Genomic DNA, 18,661 nt, shown 5'->3' on the forward strand with positions numbered 1-18,661 from the left:
CGGCTGGTCAATCTAAGCAAAAATACCGTGTTGGATATCGTTAAAAGAAGTCGGAGTGAAAATCCTTAGCGTGCTATATTTTCCGTTTCCTGAGACGACCCCTATTAACGTATAGAAATAAGAATTATGAATTAGTTTTCTACGACCCTGTTCGTCTGATGCAAACCATAAATGATGATTTGCATTCCAGTCAATATTTTATAGAACAAAATTTAATTGTAATCCCAAACGTAAATAGGGCGAATATTGAAAAAGTAGTTTTAGATCTAGTGAGTCATGAAACTTTAATGGAAAATTTAAAAATAAAAACAGGCTCATGAGAGCCTGTTTTTGAATCTACTTAAAGATTAACGATTTGGCAAAACATCTTTTAATGCTTCATGCATTTCCAATAATGCTTTTTCTGTTGTATCCCAATCGATACAACCATCAGTCACAGATTGACCATATACCAGATCACATAGGTTTTCAGGAATATCCTGACGACCGCCTTTAAGGTGACTTTCAACCATGATACCTACGATTGATTTATTACCATCAAGAATTTGCTCTGTGATGTTTTTGAGAACCAATGGTTGTAAGTATGGGTCTTTATTTGAGTTCGCATGACTGGTATCAATCATGATTTTGTTACTTACTTTTGCTTTAGCTAAAGCAGCCTCTGCATCAGCAACTGATGAAGCATCATAGTTTGGTTTACCATTACCACCACGTAAAACAACGTGTGCATAAGGATTACCATTGGTATTGATAATTGCAACCTGACCATTTTCATTTAAGCCGAGGAAGCTATGCCCGTGCTTAACCGATTGCATTGCATTGGTTGCAACCGTTAAACCACCATCTGTACCGTTTTTAAAACCAACAGGAGATGATAAGCCTGAAGACATCTCACGGTGTGTTTGGCTTTCTGTAGTACGTGCGCCGATCGCAGACCAAGAAATCAAATCTTGATAATATTGTGGTGAGTTTGGATCAAGCGCTTCAGTCGCACATGGCAAACCTTTTTCATTTAATTCAAGTAAAAGACCACGACCAATATGTAAACCTTTTTCAATATTGAAAGAGTCATTCATATCTGGATCGTTGATTAAACCTTTCCAACCGACTGTTGTACGTGGTTTTTCAAAATATACGCGCATCACAAGGTATAAAGTATCTTTTACTTTTTCACTTAATTCTTTTAAGCGATCAGCATATTCATTTGCAGCTTTAACATCATGGATTGAACAAGGTCCAATCACAACAAACAAACGTTTGTCATTGCCGTCTAAAATATTACGTACAGTTGCACGTCCTTGTAACACAGTTTGAGATGCAGCTTCAGATAAAGGAAGATCAGCTTTCAGTTCCGCAGGGGTAATTAAGGTTTGAATGCTTTTAATATTAACGTCGTCGATATCTGGCTGAGAAACTGGATTTGACTGTAGAGTATTCATTGCTGTCACAAATTCAATCGAAAGAAGAGGTTATTTTGTCTACGAATATAGCATGAAAAGCCGATTGATTAACTATCGATTCGCAAAAATTGCGGAAAACAATCGGCTTTTTCAGAATTAAACCATACTAGATGAATGGCTTGTTTGTTGAACAACAGCAACTTTATGGGTTTCAACTGGTTTAGGTTTTGCCTTAACTGGATTAACCATAAAGTTAACACCAAGGGCAAATAATGTAATACCTAAGATTCTACGAATAAGTCTTTCTGGCATACGTGAACTAATTAAAGTTCCGACAATGATTGCAGGAATAGAACCAACAAGTAACCACATTAATAAATGAAAGTCGACATTACCAGAAGACATATGACTCAAACCAGCAACAGCTGTTAATAGGACAGCATGTACGACATCTGAACCAATAATACGAATCATCGGTAAGTTAGGAAACATAATTACGAGCGCCATAATCCCGAAAGCACCAGCACCTACAGAAGACAGGGTAACGAAAATACCTAAAACCATGCCCATGATTGCGATATATAAGCGTTTATGCTGGAGGGCATGTTGCTCACTTTCCATATTTGCTTGTTCACGATTACGGAAACGATCAAAGAACTTTTCAATTTGGCTACGAAATACAATCGAGATACCTGTCAAGGTCAACATAAAGCCTAAGACCATAGTCAGCACAGCTTTATAATGCGTTGATTGGCTTAAATAATGTTCTAAAACCCAAGATGTTGCAAAAGATGCAGGAATACTTCCAAGTGCAAGCCAAAGTACAATTGGCCATACAATATTTAGTTTTTTAGCATGGACCATTGAACCGCAAAATTTAGAAATAGAGGCATATAACAGGTCTGTACCGATTGCAATATGAGGTTCAATTTTGAATAAACTAATCAAAATAGGGGTCATTAATGAGCCGCCACCAACACCAGTGATTCCCACACAGAAACCAACCAACACCCCAGCTAGAATAAATTCAACAGGACCAAACATAATCAATATGCCTAAATATGCAAAAACCAGCATATCTTATGCTTTTTTTAGATAACTCGTTGTGATGAATAGTGATTTACTTATGCAAAAAAAAGCTAAAGAATGTCGATTAAGGTATAAAAATTGACTGAATTACACAGCCATGTTTCATTAATTTTCCCCTATGTGTTCGTCGAGTAAATCTTAGCTTGATCAAAGTGATGTAAAACAATTAATTGAAAAGTAAAGTGATTTAAAAATTTTCTACTTTGTTAAAACTTTATTTTTGTTAGGTTTTAATTGATTAACCCATAACACAAGTAGAAATGTAATTGGTGTCGCAAATAGCCACCAACTTACAAATCCTATAGCGTTTCCATATTCAAGACAGAGTAGGCTTCCCGCAATTAAAAAGCAGAGGTAAGCAAAAATTTTGAAGAGAGTTTTATAGCGAATGAGATATAGTTGCTTCGTTTTGCTGATTTGCTTAGAACTACATTTATATAAGAAGGTCATCCCAATCAGTATCAAAATTAGACTCAAAAAAATCATGCCTTCACCTTATTTTGCGCTAACTTTGTTTTAATTTTCTGTATGGACTTGTCCTGAATAGGTTGAATATGTCTAAAAATAAAAATAGCGAATACGGCGCAAATGAGCAGGAATAAATCAACACGCAGAAATAACCAATAACTTGAAAGGTCCGAAATTAATCGATGATTGATGAGATATACAAAGTTATATATTGGTAAAACAACTGCAATCAAACCGAAGAATAAAACTTGCGATTTCCATAAATATTGTTTAAGGGTGAGTAGGGCTACAATCAAGCTCAGCATCCACACACTAAAAAAAGTATAAATTTCATAATTTGGGGTGGTTTCAGTAATATGTATCAATCTATTTGAAAAAAGATAACCTAGCATGGCGATTGGTAAGCCAATAAACGTTGCAACATTCAAACGATCCACTAAATAAAAACCAAGATGAAACTTCTCAGATTTATTTTGGATTTGGCGCTTCAGACTCCATAGTAGTAGTCCTGACGCAATCATCAAACAACCTAGTATTCCTGAACAAAAGAAAGCAAATCGTAGTAGTGGTTGCGCAAATGTAGCCATATGTAGACCATAAACACCTGCATTTAAGGTTGCTACTGCACTATTATTTCTCGTGTTACCTAAAATTTCTCCAGTACCATCTAAGGTAATTTGTGTCTGATTTAAGGTAATGGAATGATCTTCTAATTGTTTAAAAGTGATTTTTGCTTGATTGGTATTTGGATTTTTAACCTCAATCGTTGCTAATTCTTCATTTTCCCATTGCTGTGGTAATTTATCTAATAATACAGTGATTGGCTGCATATCTGTTTGGGTTGGGGGAGAATCGATATTGGTTGTTTGCGAGATCGTTCTGATCTCCGTGAAATATTGAAATGGCTTTTCAGGATATAATTGTTTCATACCCCACGGTAAATATAAGTAAAAGAAAATAGCTAAACCAGTAAAAGTAATCGTCAAGAAAAAGGGAAGAGCAAGTACAGAGCAAACATTATGAAAATCGAGCCAAGAGCGTTGTGATTTAAAAGTTCTCAACGTAAAGAAATCCGTAAATATTTTTTTATGGGTAATAATGCCCGAAACCAATGCAACCAACATAATAAAAGTTGCGATACAAACGATTAGGCGTCCAATAAGGACAGGTAATCCGTACAGCTGAAAGTGGAAATTATAAAAAAAGTCACCACCTTGTGTTGCAGAAAGTTTAAGTTCTTGACCAGTATTTGCATCCAAGTCTCGGCTTTCATAGCCACCTATGCTTTTTTCCCAATAAATTTTATTGACAGGTTCTTCTTTGTTCGCAAGTTTGACATACCAAGATTTAGCATCAACTGCATTTTTTTCTAAATATTCTGTTGCTGTTTGAATAGCCGTTACTTGATTAATTTGATACTGCGATAGTTGTGGCTGCATCCATAAGTTAATCTGATGACGATAATAGGCACTCGTTCCCATCAGAAAAATGGCAAATAAAAGCCATCCAAAAATTAAACCTGTCCATGCATGTAGCCATGCCATAGATTGGCGTACACTTTTGTTTTGCATTATTAACTTAAACCTACAGATAAGCCGAATAAAGTACCTGCCAAAATTAAGCTAATCCAAGTGAGTTTTAACAAAGAATTCGTGCAGAAACTAACAATGATGAATAGTAAATAAAAAATTATAGAAACAAAGGCAGCCAAATAAATGGCTTCAGCTTTAGCGAATGAATGAAGAAATAATGCAGTCAGACATAAGCTCAAATACATCATGCAGACGTAACCAACAATAAAGCTAAAGGTAAAGCGGTAAAAAATACTTAGGCGATAGATGAGCGTAAGTGATGTTGATTTTGCCATAAATGATTTTTAGCTAGCCAATAGGAGAATAAATATCAAATGAAAATGATTATTGTTAATATAAATAAACTGAAAATAAACTCGCAATCATTTAACTATCGTTAATCAAGATAATTTTTAAAGTAATAAATGGAATTTTAGATCAAACATTATATTCACCAATCTTGAACAATTTGGATAGCTTATTATGATTCGATGTAAAATCATTTTGTTAGAATCATTCAAATATTTCAGTGAGGCATTGGTCTTGTTAAAGCAAAAACTAAAAATTGGTATCGTGGTGGGAGAAGTTTCTGGAGATACTCTAGGAGTGAAACTCATGCGCAGTTTTCGCGAACAAGGAATTGATGCTGAATTTGAAGGTATTGGTGGTCCACAAATGATTGCTGAGGGTTTCCATAGTTATTATCCAATGGAAATTTTATCAGTCATGGGCATTGTGGAGGTTTTGAAAGATATAAAGAAGTTATTTGCTGTACGTGATGGTCTAGTTGAACGTTGGACTGAACATCCAGTGGATATTTTTATTGGAATTGATGCACCTGATTTCAATTTACGTCTTTCTAAAACAATAAAAGAAAAGAATTTACCAATTAAAACAGTTCAATACGTAAGTCCATCTGTTTGGGCATGGCGTCAAGGGCGGGTACATGGTATTAAACGTAGTATAGATTTAGTGTTGTGTTTATTCCCATTTGAAAAAACATTTTATGAAAATTACGATGTTCCAGCAGCTTTTGTTGGGCATCCACTAGCCAAACAATTACCTTTAAAAAATCCAATTGTAGAAGCAAAGCATCAGCTTGGCTTATCTGCACATGAAATGCACGTTGCTTTATTACCAGGAAGTCGAAGAGGTGAAATTGACAGACTATTGCCTTTGTTAATTGGGGCTGCGGAAATACTACATAAGAAATATCCTGAACTAGAGTTTCTGATTCCAGCAATTAATGATGCTCGAAAACAACAAATTGAACATGGTATTCAAAATTTAGATGTCACTTTAAAATCAAAAATTTATATTTTAGAAAATACCGATGCTGAATCTAAAATAGGTCGTATGGTCATGAATGCGAGTGATATTGTCGCACTAGCATCGGGAACTGCGACGCTTGAAGCAATGTTATTACATCGCCCAATGGTGACTTTTTATAAGTTACATTGGTTAACTTATATGATTGCTAAGTTTCTCGTTAAGATTCCATACTACTCTTTACCTAATATCATTGCAGGTAAAAAAGTCATCCAAGAATTAATTCAAGCTGATGCAACACCAGAACACCTTGCTTCTGAAATTGAAAAATTAATGGATAATGAAACAGCACATATTCAGATGATGCAACATCTAAGCATGCACAAACAATTAATCTCAGGAGATACTGAAAATCCTGTTGATGCAATTCTGAATTGTTTAAAAACAAATTAAGTTAAAAAAGGTGACATTTCAAATGCCACCTTATCATTTACGTTCTTAAAATCATTTCATAGCCTGTGTATTTACGAATATTGATGACACCAATATCGAGTAATAAATATTGCCCTTTAATGCCATGTAAAACACCACGAATTTTGGGTGTTTTATCCAAATTTAAGGACTTAATTTTTTCTGGATATTGTTCAACTGGGTAAATAAATTCTTTAGGCAATTCATGTTCTAAAAATTCAAGTTCTTCATTGAATTCTAAGTTTTGGCTAAACTCATCTCGAATCGTTTGAATTTTTGGTGCAAATTCTTCCAAAATCTGGTCACGTTGCTCAATTAAATTCAATGGTTCAGCTTCACCTTTAAGGAGCTTACGCCAATCCGTCTTATCGGCAATTTGTGTACCAAATAAAGTTTCTAAATGACCAGATAAGCGGCGTGAACCAACTTTTAAAATGGGTAAAGCTTGGGTTGCACCTTGATCTAACCATCGAGTTGGCATATTAACGATACGAGTAATTCCAATTTTTAGTGCGCTTGAATTAGCTAAATATACAATATGAGGTTGGAAACAAACCTTATGTGCAAATTCATCTTCACGACAAGTTCCAAGATGATAATGGCAAGTCTCAGGTTTCATAATACAAAGATCACATTCAGCTTTGGTCTTGAAGCACTTGAAACAGTGACCTTGTGAATATGATTTTGGAGTCTTTGCACCACACGAAGTACAAAAAATATTTCCAGTCCATTCAATTTCTAATTCTTGACCTAGTACGAAGGGTAGATCAGTTTCTGAACGATCTAATATAAATTTATATTCAACATTTGCCTTGCTGGTTGGTTGATCAGTTACACTATGCGTTTTGAGCGCTGCGTGCATTTTGTGACAAATGCCTTGTAGTTCCATCAATAAACTCTCATCTTTCTCAATCAAGGGTTGCAGTTATGGCTGAACAAAATGTCATCACTTCTATGCTAGACGATTTATCTAAAGAACAGCCCATTCATACTGCACTTTGTATCGGTCAGCAAATTGATCAAAATGCTGAAATTCAATGGCATCATTTTAACGTAACTGACTTTTTAAATCTGCCATTTACACAACGTTATGATTTAGGTTTTGTATTATTTGATACAGAGCAAATGCAAAACATCACTGAAACACATAAAGCACAGCTTTTAGTGAAGTTACGCGACTTAATGGCAAAAAGGATTGTTGTTGTTAGTAAACGAAATGATGAAAAGCTATTACGTTCACTAGGTTTTACTCAACTTATTGATAAAACTACTCATGATAGTGATTTTGCTCTATGGCAATTCAATATTTTAACTTATAAACATGTTCCTGATTGGTTTAACTCTAAATTTTGGGCAAATCCAGAAAATTGGAATAAATTTCGTTGGTGATTTCTTAGACTTTACTGCGGCTCTGATTAAGCCGCAGTTATAAAATAATAATAAGCTGATGAAATGTTCTTGCAAATTTTAACACTTTAACTTTGTTTTCATACTGAAAATCAGCGTATGCTTTTCGAATAAATAATTCTAACTGGAATATAAAAACCATGACAGATTTGACAAATATCGTAGAGATTTTAGCGAAACAGGCTTTAGGCGGTCAGCAACAATCAGGTCAGGGTGGTGGTTTAGGCGGAATTTTAGGTTCGGTATTGGGACAGCTTGGTGGACAACAGCAACAAAATACCCAAAACCAGCAACAAGGTGGTCTAGGCGGAATTTTGGGTTCTGTACTGGGTCAATTAGGTGGTGGTAATACTTCAACACACAGTAATGCAGCAGGTGGTAACACAGCACAAACATTGTTAATCGCCGTTTTGCCTTTAATTCTTGCATGGATTCAAAAACAGGGGGGCTTACAAGGGGCATTAGATAAACTAAAAAGTACAGGTTTATCCAATCAGGTAAAGAGTTGGGTCGATCCTCAACAAGCAAATGCTCAAGATGTTCCAACCCAAAATATTCAAAGCTTGTTTGATGATCAAGATATCGAACAGGTTGCTCAACAAGCACAAGCGCCAAAGCAAGAAATTTATAGTGCGATTGCTTCTGTACTACCTCAAGTGATTGATTCTTTGACTCCGCAAGGAAGTAATACCAATCCCCAAGAAGCAAATCAAGATATTCAACAAATATTGAATTTGGTGAGTGGTTTTTTAAAAAGATAAGTATATAAAAATAAAAGGGCGAAACGCCCTTTTATTTAACATTTGAAATAAACTTCTGATTAGAAGTTATATTCCATACCTAAACCAATAACAGTTTTCTTGTTGTTGTCTTTCTGCCAGTCAATTTTTTGTTGAGCAACAACACCGTAGAAACGAGCTTGTTTATTCATCTGGTAATCTGCACCTAAACCATAAAGATCTTGTTTACGATCATCACGCCCATCAGCTTCTGTTTTAGCAGAGATATATTCTGCTTTTAACTTTACTGGTGTAGAAGGGATGATATATGCAGCCGTTACACCAAAAGCATTTTCTTTTAAGCCTTTAAATGAATTATTAGTGACTGTGTCTGGTTTCCCAGTTTCTTTAGTCGTTGTGATGACAGCCACAACATCATCTGTAGGCTTAGCTGTTTGCCATAATGCGCCAAATACCAAACCATCAACACCAATTGGGGTAAAGTCTAAAGAGCCTGTAACACGAACGGCATCAGCATAAACGCCAGTTAAGTTATGTGCACTAAATTTAGTTGCTACAGCACGGTTTGCAGCAACTGCCGCAGCTAAACCGACATCTTTATTTTCATACGTTAAAGATGCTGAAACACCATCACCAAAACCATCACGCGCATCTTTTAAACCATAGTTTGTAACTACAGTTGTTTCTTTAGTAACGCCAGCTGTTGAAGTTGTAGATGTTTTTGTAGTTGCAGATGTTGCTGCATTTTCACCTTGCTGGAACATGATGTTAAATGCTAAACCACCAAGTAATTTCTTATCAGTCTCAAAACCAATAACATTCTTTAAGCGATCTTCACCAGCTAAAACTGCTGTCATGTCAAGTTCATTGTGATCGTTAAAAATATCTTGGTTATTATTAGCTGCAGTTTTGAAGTAAGAATCGTGTTGACCAACTTTTAATGTTGCAACACCAGCAGATTTAATACCGACAAAACGGTTACGGTTTTTAAAAGCATCACCATCGCCATCTGCCCCAATTTCCCATTCGGCTAAATAAACTGCTGATAAGTTATCAGTCAATTTTTCTTCACCTTTCACACCCAAACGTGAAGCGTTTGAATTTACTTTTGTTACGCTTTCATCTTTAAAGCCGTTGTTGTCAATATTTTCCAAAGTCACACTGAGCTTACCATACAATGTTGGTGCTGCTTGCGCTGCATTCATGGCTAAAGTTGCTACAGTAGCAGCAAGAAGCAATTTTTTCATTGAGATTTCTCCAGAACACTTTTTGTAAATGGCAGTTGCCTTAGTTACTGTTATAAGCTTGCTTGTGTACATAAAGTTACACAGCTCACTGACTTGTATGCAGTATCGGCAAACTTTGTGACAGATAAGTGAAAGAAAAATGACAGTTTGATGACGATTCATATTTAGTAATAATTATATTTGTTATTGATTTTTATATATTTAATAAATAAAAATGGGGCGAAAAGCCCCATCATTTAGATAATTTTTTGCTTACAGCACTGCTTTAATCTTTTCAGCAAAGGCTTTAATCTTTTCCTGATCACCCATTTGTGCTGCATGACGACCAAGTTCATGAACTGAGCTAGGAATCAAATGGAAGTGCACATGTGGAACTGTTTGCCCAGCAGCAACTCCTGAAAGTTGCATTAGTACGATCCCTTTAGCATCTAAAGCGGTTTCAATTGCTTTAGCTATCTTTTGAACAATTTGAATCGTATAGGCTGCTGCATCAGCAGGTAAATCCATCAAAGTAACAGCAGGTGTTTTAGGAATAACTAAAGCATGACCATCTGCTTGAGGCATAATATCCATAAAAGCGAGGACCTGATCATCTTCATAGATTTTGATTGCAGGTAGTTCGCCTTTTAAGATTCTTGCAAAAATATTTTGGTCATCGTACGCCATGATTAGTCCTTTAATATAATGAGATGAGAAGTTTTGCTTTTCAGACAAAAATAGAAAATAAACTGCTAAGACTTAAAAATAAGGCTTTTATTTGCAATTTAATTCTTTTTGACGCTCTTTAATTTCATCTAAGCGTTGTTGCTCTCTGTCAGAAAACTTAGGCTTTGTTGTATGGCAGTTTTCATTACCATATTTAGCCTTGGCATCTGCATCTTTAAAACAAAATCCTTTAGATGCATAGATGAGGTTATAGTCATCTTGCAACTTTTTACATTCTTGTTCTGGTGTAGCTGCTTGAAGGTTAAAACCTGTAAGGCTTACCAATCCAGCAAAAACTGCAACCGCAAACTTATTCATGAGGTATTCCTCTAGTTAAAAGGCATGAACTCAAATAAATTAAGAAAATATGTCTATTTTCACGATTTGACTTAAGTTCAACTACTAATATACGGTTTATCAATGAAATTTCAATGAAACTGTATTATTGGAGTGTAATTTTTATCCATAATTCATTCATAAAATGATGTTGTTGTGAGTTCGCATTCAAATTTTTGAAGATATAACGATAAGTTTAGAAAATATGATATAGAAATTGTATAGCTTATAATTATCAAACTTATTGAAATTTAAAATAAATAAAAACCACTCCGAGGAGTGGCGCTATATCATCGTTTTGTGTCAACTAAATGTAGAAACTTTGAATGATTTTTGCTGTGCTACATTTTCAAAAAAATTTACTGCTGGGGAGTGTGCTATATAGGCTAAGGCTTGTTCTGTATTCCCTTCATGAATAGGATTAAAGTGTGGTGATACCCAACGTAAAGCGGCTTTAAATAAGTATTTTATGGTAGGTAGATGATCTGTTTTCGTTGCAGTTTCTTCAAATTTCCGAATAAAAGTAAAAAATCCTCGACGCATCAACTTCTGCATATCTTGATGATCTAGATCTTGTTTTCCAAGATTACGAGCAAAGTCTGCTAGAAAATAAATAAAGAGCGGGAAAATCGCTAACATAATGACTTGGCGTGAGACATAAAAACCAAGTTTATTTGATAATAAATGTTCAAATAGGTCGTAAGCTACGCAACGATGCTCAACTTCTTCTGCAAGATGCCAACGGAATAAATCACTCATCGCAGGATCCGCTTTATCCCAAGATTTACTTTCAAGTGTCCACTGTCCAATTGTACCTGTAAAGTGCTCAATGGCGGCAATTACACCTACACGGAACAACAACCAATATTCATCAAGTTTTTCACCTTTTATAAAAGGAATACCTAAAGGTTTATCACCTAACAAAACGTTGAAAATTAGGTGGGCACGATTTAATGAATCTTGAATGTCATAACCATTTTCTTTAAGAAAGTCTTGTACTTTTTCATGTGCGCGGGCATGAGCAGCTTCTTGACGAATAAATCCAGTCACATCATCTTTTAATTTCGGATCTTTAATATATGGTAGGGCTTTGTTAAACACTCTGCAAAACCAAAATTCACCCACAGGAAGAAGCATATTTATACCGTTAGCGATGTGTGAACATAAAGGGTCATTAGGCATCCAACAGACTGATGATTCAGAAAAATCGAAATGCACTTTTCTAGCTTTAATTTGATGATTTTCCATGATCATACACATTACCCAATATATAGTTACTAATTAAGTTGATTAAACAATTTTTAGCATTCAGCAATACAGATCACCATGTTGTTTGGGGACAAAAAACTCTATATTTTTAGATTTAATGATAAAAATTAGATAATTTTATTTAGTGAGTTGTTCTAAACAAATCGTAATTTTTTAACAATAAATACAAATTTAAATTATTAACTCTAATTATATTTTATATATTTTTGATTTAACTTTGATTTTATTATTGATTTTTAATTATTAAGGTTGATTAAATTAATTTTATTGTAAAATACCAAATTTCAAGTATTTTATTTTTCATATTAATATTTATACTTCTTTCTCCTAATTATAATATGGATAATTAAAAAATGTTAACTGAATCACAAATATCAATTCAATTCCCTGAAGGCTCAACATTATCATTAACTGCTTCAGATAATCCATCGAGTTCAACAGGTTTTAGTGTGAAAGCTCAAGGAACTGGTTCCTTTACAGGATTAAGTTATACGATACCAGCTCATTCTAAAGGTACAATAAAAGCAAAAATCAGTGTTATGGCAATTACATCAGAAGATGTAAGAAAACTAAATGAGATGGTTTTAAGCATGGTAAATGCTTCAACAAAGACTAAAATTGAAGAGTTTGAAAAGACTCATGCAAGTGCTAATTTAAGTATTTGGTCATTTTGGAGTGCTGGAGCATCTGCATCATACGATAAGACTTATAAAAAGATGCAAGAGAGTGGTTTAAGTGATAGTCAGATTTCAACTATTATCGAAAAGATGTTTGAAATAGCAAAAAGCCAATCTCATGTTGAATTAGATTTTAAAGTTGATAATCGTCATAATGATTATTCAGTCAGTGGAGACCTACAGTTATATACAATTGGTGGTACAATTTCAACTGAAAAGGGAACAGCTGAATTTAGGTTTTTAGCAGATAAAGGTACTGCTGGTAAAGGTTCTGATACTGCTCCAGCTCAAGGCGAAATAATCCCATTATCTTGATGGAAATTTGTTTTTAAATTAATAAAAATCACTTTATTATAAATAAAGTGATTTTTAATTTATATTTTATTTTAGATATTATTAATAATAGCGTTTGATTTAATTATTAAAAATCATAGATTTTCGGCTATTGATTATTTAAGTGTAATCTTGGTCCATTCTTCATACATTTTGACAGCAGAAGAAAAGTCGCTATTGGGTTCTGCAGTAAGGTTTGCTGCTTGAATCAAACTCTGGGTTAAGGCGAGGATAGGTGCTGGAAGTTTTGCCTCATGCACTAAATTCAACGCAATACCAGTGTCTTTTGCGAGCAAAGGCAATGCAAAAGTTACAGGGAATTCACGGCTGAGAACGCGTTGTGGAAATATAGTTTCTGTGACCATGCTTTTGCCACTAGAAGCATTAATACAGTTCAAAGCTGCATCTAGGTTTACACCATGCGCTTTGAGTGTACTAAATCCCTCTGCAACCGACCATAAATTGACTGCCAGTAACATGTTATTAATTGCTTTAACGGCAAATCCTGCACCCGACTCACCTACGTGTTGAATGAGCTTTCCAACTGCTGCCATCGCAGGATAAGCACGTTCAAAAGCACTAACATCTCCACCAACCATAAACGTAAGTGTTGCATTTTCTGCACCAATGGTTTGTCCGCTAACAGGTGCATCGAGAAAATCGATATTTTGTATTTTTAATTGTTCTGCTAGACGGCGCGCCGCCTCAGGAACACCACTAGTACAATCGATCCAGATTGCACCTGATTTAATGTTTACACCATCAATTAATGTTTCAACGTCATCACTGGTCGGCAAGCAAGAAAAGATAACATCTGCTTGAACAGCTTCAGCTAGTTCAACCGCTAAAGTGCCAAATTCTGTTGCATGTTGCTTAGCTTTATCAAAGTTACGATTCCAAACGTAAACTTTTTCGAAATACTTGGGTAAATGCGCAGCCATGCGATAGCCCATAGCACCTAAACCGATGAATGCAACAGATTGAGTCATAGTTTACCTTTTTATTGGAGTTGAGCGTTCTGATAACCAAGTTGTCAGTGTTGGCCAGAACTCAATTGAACTGTTTTGACTAGACATTAAACCTAAGTGCCCGCCAGGTATCAAAGTAAACGTGACATCTTGACTATTTGTCAACTGTGTTAAAGGAAAAGCTGCCTCAGAAGTAACAAGTTGATCGCTTTTACCTGCACCAACTAACAATGAACATTCAATGTTTTTAAGCTCAATGGTTTTATTCTTTAATGTGATTGCACCATTTTTTAATGGATTTTGCATCCAAACATTAAACAACATGTCTTGGTTGATCCCCCCAGGGTAATCAATCATATTATTTAAGAAATGGCTGAGTGTTGCATCTTCTTGTACCAGTTTGAGGTTATCAAGATTTTTGAGCAATTGAATATTGCCATCAATCCAGCCCTTAGGATCTAACAATTTAAAACCTAATGAGTTTAAAAAACCAGGTGAATGAATCATCAACTTAGGTAAACGGTTATAGACATAATCTTTGATGGTTGGGTTACGAGTCGTAATATATGCCAGTGTTTTATATAATTTTCCGATATAACCCGATGCATAACTATCAATCGGACTGCCTAAAACAATTAAATTTTTAACCGCATTTGGCTTGTGTCGAGCGGTGTAAAGTGTGACAAAAATTCCAGCCATACTCCAACCATGCAAAGAGATTTTTTCAGATTTAGAATGTTTTTGGATAGCTTCAATACAACGTGGCATAAATTTATCGATAAAAGATAAGAAATTCACTTGGTAGTTCTTGTAAGTCAACTTACCCCAGTCAATTAGATAAACATCAAACCCACTTTCTTGAAAATGTTTAATCAAAGAGCGGTATGGATATAGATCATAAATATCCATGTTGATGGCAAGAGGAGCTGTAAATACCAATGGCTCTTTGTAACGTTTGTTTTCAGAAGCATAAAAACGAACACGAGTTTGTTTAAATTCAGCAATCACTTGATAAGGTGTCGATTGTGACAATACAAGCCTATCTGCATCGAAGACACGCATAGCCAGATGTTTAAAATTTATTTTTTGCTGTTCTACAAGTGATTTCATCTTTGAAAGTCTCATCATGAGTCAAGATTGCACGAAGTCTAAGCGATAATTTCATCTTACGCCTTGACCTTAAATACATTAGGCGCTCAAAATGTTGGCATATTTAAACACCTGATCATAAGGCATACAAAACGATGAATCCAAGCGATGATTTAGAATACCAACTTGAAACACTGGCTATTCGCACAGGGCATGATCGTACCTTTGAAGGGGAACATAGTGAACCTATCTTTTTAACATCTTCTTTTGTTTGCGAAAGCGCCGCAGATGCTGCCGCAAAATTTTCTGGGCAAATCGCAGGAAATACATACTCACGTTATACCAATCCAACAGTGCAAGCCTTTGAAAAACGTTTAGCAATATTAGATGGCGCAGAGCGTGCAGTTGCGACAAGTTCTGGTATGGCGGCTGTACATGCTATGTGTATGGCATATTTAAAAGCTGGCGATCATGTGATTTGTTCTCGCGCAGTATTCGGTTCAATCATTGCTTTATTTGAAAAATATGTTGCTAAATTTGCTGTAGAAGTGACTTTTGTCGATTTAGATGATCTTGAAGGCTGGAAACAAGCGATTCGTCCAAATACACGTATTCTCTTTATTGAAACACCCTCTAATCCTTTAGCACAGGTTGGTGATATGCAAGCAATTGCAGATATTGCTCATGCCAATGGCGCATTATTTGCTGTAGATAACTGTTTTTGTACACCAGTATTGCAACAACCTATCAAGTTCGGTGCTGATTTAGTGCTTTATTCAGCAACAAAATATATTGATGGTCAGGGGCGTGCATTAGGTGGTGCAGTTGTTGGCAAAAACGATTTACTTGAAGAAGTTAATGGTGTGATCCGTACGTTGGGTAATTCAATGAGCCCATTTAATGCATGGATTTTCTTGAAAGGTTTAGAAACTCTGAGTATTCGTATGAAAGCGCATTGTGAAAATGCACAAATACTTGCGGAGTGGTTACACCAACATGAAAAGGTTGAAAAAGTGTATTACGCTGGTTTAACAGATCATCCTGGACATGAATTAGCCAAAAAACAGCAAAAAGGTTTTGGCGGTGTTGTATCTTTTGTCGTAAGAGGCGAACGTGAAGGTGCGTGGACGGTTATTGATAATACGCGCTTCTTATCGATTACCAGTAATTTAGGCGATGTTAAGTCAACAATTACACATCCAGCAACGACCTCACATGGTAGAATGTCGGCTGAAGCCAAACAGGCTGCAGGAATTGAAGAAGGCTTAATTCGTGTCTCTGTTGGTTTAGAAGATATTAATGATATTATTCGCGACTTATCACGCGGTTTAGATTTAATTTAACGAGAGAAACTTATGAACATTAATATGCTCATGCAGCAAGCTCAGCGCATGCAAAAAGATATGGAATCAAATCTTAAAAAAGCCAAAGAAGAGCTTGCTAATACTGAAGTTCATGCTGAAGCTGGCGGTGGTTTGGTTAAAGTAACTATGACTTGCCGTAATGTCGTTAAGCGTATCGAAATTAGCCCAGACTTATTACAAGATGAAGCTGATATGATTGAAGATCTGATTGCTGCTGCGATGAATGATGCAGCACGTCAAGCCGAAGCTATTTCAGAAGAAAAGCTTCAAGGTGCAAATTCAGGTATGGGCTTACCACCGGGTTTATCTGGTTTATTCTAAGCCAAAAGTCTCTAAGTCTTTTTGTGAGGCTTAGAGAATCTTTTTTATAAATAATAGAGTTGATCTGTGTTTAGTGAACGATTTGAACAGCTAGTTCAAGCATTGCGTATTTTACCAAGCGTTGGTCCAAAATCTGCACAGCGGATGGCATTGCATTTGTTAATGAAAAATCGTGAAGGTGCTTTTGCATTATCTTATGCGTTACATGAGGCTTCGAGCTATATTCACGAATGCCATATTTGTCATTCATTAACTGAAAATGAAATTTGTGATATTTGTGCGTCTGTAGAAAGAGATGAGCAATTGCTTTGTGTGGTTGAATCTCCAGCTGATGTCATGGCAATCGAACAAAGTGGAAGCTTTAGAGGCAAATATCATGTACTTGGTGGTCATTTGTCTCCATTGGATGGAATAGGTCCTGAAGAAATTGGTATTCCATATTTGATTCAACGATTAAGCCAAGGACAGATTCAAGAAGTGATTTTAGCAACTAACGCCACCGTGGAAGGTCAAGCGACAGCACATTACTTAGTTGAGGCAACGAAACATTTGCCAATTCACATGACAAGGATCGCACAAGGCGTACCACAAGGTGGCGAATTAGAGTATGTTGATAGTCATACATTAAGCCAAGCAGTACACAATCGTATGAAGATGAAATAGTTTTATATTTATTGTAAATTCATGCTATTAATTTAAACAAATAATTCACTTTTACATTTTGTCTAACATTATTTTAGGTATATTTGTTTTAATTTATGGCACTATGAGCAAACGAAAAGGATTTTCGTTTTTGGTGAATGGAATAGGAGTAATTTCATGTTTTTCATGTGGAATAGTGATTAAATTATTCTTTGTAGATTTAATTTAGTTTCGTTTCAGCAAAAACTGTAATTTTACAGTTGTATTGCTAGTGTTTTTTATTATTTTACTTGAGTAAATATGTTTCAGTTCATTCAACAGCAAAAAGACCTTGCTGTTCTCCTCACTCAAATGGAACAATGTTCTACCTACGCACTTGATACTGAGTTCATTAAGGTTGATACCTTATATCCAAAACTTGGAGTATGCCAGATTAATTGTAATGGTCAAATTGCTCTACTAGATGGAGCAGCACTTGATTTAGAGCAGTTTTGGCAGAAAGTTTTTACTGCACAGCAGAATATCTTTCATGCTTGTGGCGAAGATATTGATTTAATTTATCATTATGCAGATCAAAAACCATTAAAAAATGTATTTGATACGCAGATCGCAATGGCATTTCTTGGTCATGGGCTTCAGGTAAGCTATCAAAATGCATTAAAAACATGCCTAAATATTGATATTGATAAAGATCAAACTCGCTCAGATTGGTTGGCACGCCCTTTAAGTCAAGAGCAAATTAATTATGCCGCAAATGATGTCTTATATTTAACAAAGCTCGCTGATACATTAAAACATGATTTACAGCGTAAAGGGCTTTATCAATATGTTTTGGAAGATTGTCAGAATTTAACGAAAGAAATTGCGATAGAAACTCCATTGACAGAGCTATATACCGATATTGGTAATTATCGTCATTCACGTCGTGAGTTAATGCAATTACAGCAGCTCAGTATTTGGCGTGAACAAATTACCAAAGCCATGAATCAACCGCGTAGTTTTGTCCTCAAAAATACAACAATGCTAGATTTAGTGGAAAAAAATCCACGTAATAATTTCCAACTTGCACAAGTTAAAGATATTCGTCCAAACGTTGTACGTGAACATGGCAAAACCATATTGGATTTATTAAAATTTTTACCGCCTGAAGATGAATGGCCATTAAGAATGGCAAGACCAGTGAAGAATAATTCTAAATAGGTAAAATAGTTCAGCTGTGAAATACGACTGTTGCGTTAACATTCGTTAATGTACCTAGTTTTTTTTTCATGTATGCTGTTTAAAGTCTGTTGGAA

Annotated in this window: 19 protein-coding genes and 1 pseudogene; 8 read left to right on the forward strand and 12 right to left on the reverse strand. The window is 35.4% G+C overall.

The window, feature by feature from the left end:
• Positions 1–347 precede the first annotated feature (347 nt).
• The 5 genes from IEV17_RS00005 to IEV17_RS00020 all read right to left on the reverse strand — a co-directional run bounded on the left by IEV17_RS00005 (position 348) and on the right by IEV17_RS00020 (position 4,824).
• Positions 348–1,439, reverse strand: a complete 1,092-nt coding sequence (locus IEV17_RS00005; RefSeq protein ID WP_004662080.1) for a 3-deoxy-7-phosphoheptulonate synthase — start codon at positions 1,437–1,439, stop codon at positions 348–350.
• A 117-nt stretch (positions 1,440–1,556) separates the two neighbouring features.
• The gene (locus IEV17_RS00010) at positions 1,557–2,444 is read right to left on the reverse strand and encodes a sulfite exporter TauE/SafE family protein (protein WP_004662082.1); all 888 of its coding nucleotides are present in this window, start codon (positions 2,442–2,444) and stop codon (positions 1,557–1,559) included.
• 243 nt (positions 2,445–2,687) lie between these two features.
• Positions 2,688–2,975, reverse strand: coding sequence for a hypothetical protein (locus IEV17_RS17080; protein ID WP_004662084.1), 288 nt, complete (start codon positions 2,973–2,975; stop codon positions 2,688–2,690).
• On the reverse strand, positions 2,972–4,528 hold the full coding sequence (locus tag IEV17_RS00015; RefSeq protein ID WP_004662085.1) for a PepSY-associated TM helix domain-containing protein: 1,557 nt from the start codon (positions 4,526–4,528) through the stop codon (positions 2,972–2,974). Before IEV17_RS00015 ends, IEV17_RS17080 begins: the two co-directional genes overlap by 4 nt.
• A gap of 2 nt (positions 4,529–4,530) precedes the next feature.
• A complete protein-coding gene (locus tag IEV17_RS00020; protein WP_034601364.1) occupies positions 4,531–4,824 on the reverse strand; it encodes a hypothetical protein in 294 nt (97 codons plus the stop codon).
• A gap of 247 nt (positions 4,825–5,071) precedes the next feature.
• Here IEV17_RS00020 and lpxB point away from each other — a divergent pair, with 247 nt between their 5' ends.
• Entirely contained in the window at positions 5,072–6,250 is a 1,179-nt protein-coding gene (gene lpxB / locus IEV17_RS00025; RefSeq protein WP_171062411.1) for a lipid-A-disaccharide synthase, read from the forward strand.
• 37 nt (positions 6,251–6,287) lie between these two features.
• On the opposite strand, the gene IEV17_RS00030 is transcribed toward lpxB, so the two are convergent.
• Positions 6,288–7,157, reverse strand: a complete 870-nt coding sequence (locus tag IEV17_RS00030; protein WP_004662087.1) for a DUF2797 domain-containing protein — start codon at positions 7,155–7,157, stop codon at positions 6,288–6,290.
• 38 nt (positions 7,158–7,195) lie between these two features.
• Here IEV17_RS00030 and IEV17_RS00035 point away from each other — a divergent pair, with 38 nt between their 5' ends.
• Both IEV17_RS00035 and IEV17_RS00040 read left to right on the forward strand, forming a co-directional pair.
• A complete protein-coding gene (locus IEV17_RS00035; RefSeq protein WP_004662088.1) occupies positions 7,196–7,657 on the forward strand; it encodes a DUF6231 family protein in 462 nt (153 codons plus the stop codon).
• Positions 7,658–7,815: 158 nt separating this feature from the next.
• Positions 7,816–8,436 carry a YidB family protein gene (locus IEV17_RS00040; RefSeq protein ID WP_004662089.1) on the forward strand — a complete coding sequence of 207 codons (621 nt, stop codon included), beginning with the start codon at positions 7,816–7,818 and terminating at the stop codon, positions 8,434–8,436.
• A gap of 59 nt (positions 8,437–8,495) precedes the next feature.
• On the opposite strand, the gene IEV17_RS00045 is transcribed toward IEV17_RS00040, so the two are convergent.
• From IEV17_RS00045 to IEV17_RS00060, 4 genes are all read right to left on the reverse strand, one after another.
• The gene (locus IEV17_RS00045) at positions 8,496–9,662 is read right to left on the reverse strand and encodes a porin (RefSeq protein WP_004662092.1); all 1,167 of its coding nucleotides are present in this window, start codon (positions 9,660–9,662) and stop codon (positions 8,496–8,498) included.
• A gap of 252 nt (positions 9,663–9,914) precedes the next feature.
• Positions 9,915–10,328 (reverse strand): HIT family protein, encoded by a 414-nt coding sequence (locus IEV17_RS00050; RefSeq protein WP_004662095.1) that lies wholly within the window; start codon positions 10,326–10,328, stop codon positions 9,915–9,917.
• A gap of 87 nt (positions 10,329–10,415) precedes the next feature.
• On the reverse strand, positions 10,416–10,685 hold the full coding sequence (locus IEV17_RS00055) for a YARHG domain-containing protein (RefSeq protein WP_004662096.1): 270 nt from the start codon (positions 10,683–10,685) through the stop codon (positions 10,416–10,418).
• A 321-nt stretch (positions 10,686–11,006) separates the two neighbouring features.
• Positions 11,007–11,957 carry a metal-dependent hydrolase gene (locus tag IEV17_RS00060; RefSeq protein ID WP_034601368.1) on the reverse strand — a complete coding sequence of 317 codons (951 nt, stop codon included), beginning with the start codon at positions 11,955–11,957 and terminating at the stop codon, positions 11,007–11,009.
• Between the two features lie 368 nt (positions 11,958–12,325).
• On the opposite strand from IEV17_RS00060, the gene IEV17_RS00065 reads away from it, so the two are divergent.
• Positions 12,326–12,964, forward strand: coding sequence for a hypothetical protein (locus tag IEV17_RS00065; protein ID WP_004662098.1), 639 nt, complete (start codon positions 12,326–12,328; stop codon positions 12,962–12,964).
• A gap of 134 nt (positions 12,965–13,098) precedes the next feature.
• On the opposite strand, the gene IEV17_RS00070 is transcribed toward IEV17_RS00065, so the two are convergent.
• Both IEV17_RS00070 and IEV17_RS00075 read right to left on the reverse strand, forming a co-directional pair.
• Complete coding sequence (locus IEV17_RS00070) at positions 13,099–13,971, reverse strand: NAD(P)-dependent oxidoreductase (RefSeq protein WP_004662099.1); 873 nt, start codon at positions 13,969–13,971, stop codon at positions 13,099–13,101.
• 3 nt (positions 13,972–13,974) lie between these two features.
• Positions 13,975–15,060, reverse strand: coding sequence for an alpha/beta fold hydrolase (locus IEV17_RS00075; protein ID WP_004662100.1), 1,086 nt, complete (start codon positions 15,058–15,060; stop codon positions 13,975–13,977).
• A gap of 134 nt (positions 15,061–15,194) precedes the next feature.
• On the opposite strand from IEV17_RS00075, the gene IEV17_RS00080 reads away from it, so the two are divergent.
• The 4 genes and pseudogenes from IEV17_RS00080 to IEV17_RS00095 form a co-directional block, all read left to right on the forward strand.
• Positions 15,195–16,382 (forward strand): O-succinylhomoserine sulfhydrylase, encoded by a 1,188-nt coding sequence (locus IEV17_RS00080; RefSeq protein WP_004662102.1) that lies wholly within the window; start codon positions 15,195–15,197, stop codon positions 16,380–16,382.
• A gap of 12 nt (positions 16,383–16,394) precedes the next feature.
• Positions 16,395–16,724 carry a YbaB/EbfC family nucleoid-associated protein gene (locus tag IEV17_RS00085; RefSeq protein ID WP_004662103.1) on the forward strand — a complete coding sequence of 110 codons (330 nt, stop codon included), beginning with the start codon at positions 16,395–16,397 and terminating at the stop codon, positions 16,722–16,724.
• A 66-nt stretch (positions 16,725–16,790) separates the two neighbouring features.
• On the forward strand, positions 16,791–17,387 hold the full coding sequence (gene recR / locus IEV17_RS00090) for a recombination mediator RecR (protein WP_004662105.1): 597 nt from the start codon (positions 16,791–16,793) through the stop codon (positions 17,385–17,387).
• 279 nt (positions 17,388–17,666) lie between these two features.
• Positions 17,667–18,563: pseudogene (locus tag IEV17_RS00095) on the forward strand (ribonuclease D); the annotation flags it as partial.
• Positions 18,564–18,661 lie beyond the last annotated feature (98 nt).

Source organism: Acinetobacter modestus (assembly GCF_014636095.1).
Lineage (GTDB): Bacteria > Pseudomonadota > Gammaproteobacteria > Pseudomonadales > Moraxellaceae > Acinetobacter > Acinetobacter modestus.

What these genes read in the sequence shown, in the direction of transcription:
- IEV17_RS00005 (WP_004662080.1), bottom strand. Translation starts at nt 1,439, where the DNA reads ATGAATACTCTACAGTCAAATCCAGTTTCTCAGCCAGATATCGACGAC.
- IEV17_RS00020 (WP_034601364.1), bottom strand. Translation starts at nt 4,824, where the DNA reads ATGGCAAAATCAACATCACTTACGCTCATCTATCGCCTAAGTATTTTT.
- IEV17_RS00055 (WP_004662096.1), bottom strand. Translation starts at nt 10,685, where the DNA reads ATGAATAAGTTTGCGGTTGCAGTTTTTGCTGGATTGGTAAGCCTTACA.
- IEV17_RS00080 (WP_004662102.1), top strand. Translation starts at nt 15,195, where the DNA reads ATGAATCCAAGCGATGATTTAGAATACCAACTTGAAACACTGGCTATT.
- IEV17_RS00065 (WP_004662098.1), top strand. Translation starts at nt 12,326, where the DNA reads ATGTTAACTGAATCACAAATATCAATTCAATTCCCTGAAGGCTCAACA.
- IEV17_RS00040 (WP_004662089.1), top strand. Translation starts at nt 7,816, where the DNA reads ATGACAGATTTGACAAATATCGTAGAGATTTTAGCGAAACAGGCTTTA.
- IEV17_RS00035 (WP_004662088.1), top strand. Translation starts at nt 7,196, where the DNA reads ATGGCTGAACAAAATGTCATCACTTCTATGCTAGACGATTTATCTAAA.
- IEV17_RS00070 (WP_004662099.1), bottom strand. Translation starts at nt 13,971, where the DNA reads ATGACTCAATCTGTTGCATTCATCGGTTTAGGTGCTATGGGCTATCGC.
- IEV17_RS00015 (WP_004662085.1), bottom strand. Translation starts at nt 4,528, where the DNA reads ATGCAAAACAAAAGTGTACGCCAATCTATGGCATGGCTACATGCATGG.
- IEV17_RS00060 (WP_034601368.1), bottom strand. Translation starts at nt 11,957, where the DNA reads ATGATCATGGAAAATCATCAAATTAAAGCTAGAAAAGTGCATTTCGAT.
- IEV17_RS00085 (WP_004662103.1), top strand. Translation starts at nt 16,395, where the DNA reads ATGAACATTAATATGCTCATGCAGCAAGCTCAGCGCATGCAAAAAGAT.
- IEV17_RS17080 (WP_004662084.1), bottom strand. Translation starts at nt 2,975, where the DNA reads ATGATTTTTTTGAGTCTAATTTTGATACTGATTGGGATGACCTTCTTA.
- IEV17_RS00030 (WP_004662087.1), bottom strand. Translation starts at nt 7,157, where the DNA reads ATGGAACTACAAGGCATTTGTCACAAAATGCACGCAGCGCTCAAAACG.
- IEV17_RS00050 (WP_004662095.1), bottom strand. Translation starts at nt 10,328, where the DNA reads ATGGCGTACGATGACCAAAATATTTTTGCAAGAATCTTAAAAGGCGAA.
- IEV17_RS00045 (WP_004662092.1), bottom strand. Translation starts at nt 9,662, where the DNA reads ATGAAAAAATTGCTTCTTGCTGCTACTGTAGCAACTTTAGCCATGAAT.
- IEV17_RS00075 (WP_004662100.1), bottom strand. Translation starts at nt 15,060, where the DNA reads ATGAAATCACTTGTAGAACAGCAAAAAATAAATTTTAAACATCTGGCT.
- IEV17_RS00010 (WP_004662082.1), bottom strand. Translation starts at nt 2,444, where the DNA reads ATGTTTGGTCCTGTTGAATTTATTCTAGCTGGGGTGTTGGTTGGTTTC.